Consider the following 244-nt stretch of genomic DNA (forward strand, 5'->3'; position numbering starts at 1 on the left):
CTGGCGATTGTTGTCGGTCGCCGCCACGAGATGCGTGTTCGGCCGTGCCGCTAAGCGGCGGATCGCATCCTCGCTCGCAGGAGACCAGCCGCCGCCGGTGCTGACGTAGAGCGTATCGGGCCGCATGGCAGCATGTGGGCGGCTCATCGCAGCGAGAACGGCATCGTGGTCGGCTGGGAGGAGCGCGGCCCCCAATGGCGCGGATATGCGACCGGCGGGGCCAAAGAGCTGTTCCGGCTCGGCC

General features: G+C 69.7%; 1 protein-coding gene. It reads left to right on the plus strand.

All coding sequences use genetic code 11. The features are described from left to right. Nucleotides 1-132: 132 nt before the first annotated feature. The coding region (locus tag G8O24_RS43575; RefSeq protein WP_438503281.1) for a DUF3991 domain-containing protein at nucleotides 133-244 on the plus strand (112 nt) is incomplete at its 3' end.

This window comes from Bradyrhizobium campsiandrae (assembly GCF_014529705.1).
Classification (GTDB): domain Bacteria; phylum Pseudomonadota; class Alphaproteobacteria; order Rhizobiales; family Xanthobacteraceae; genus Bradyrhizobium; species Bradyrhizobium campsiandrae.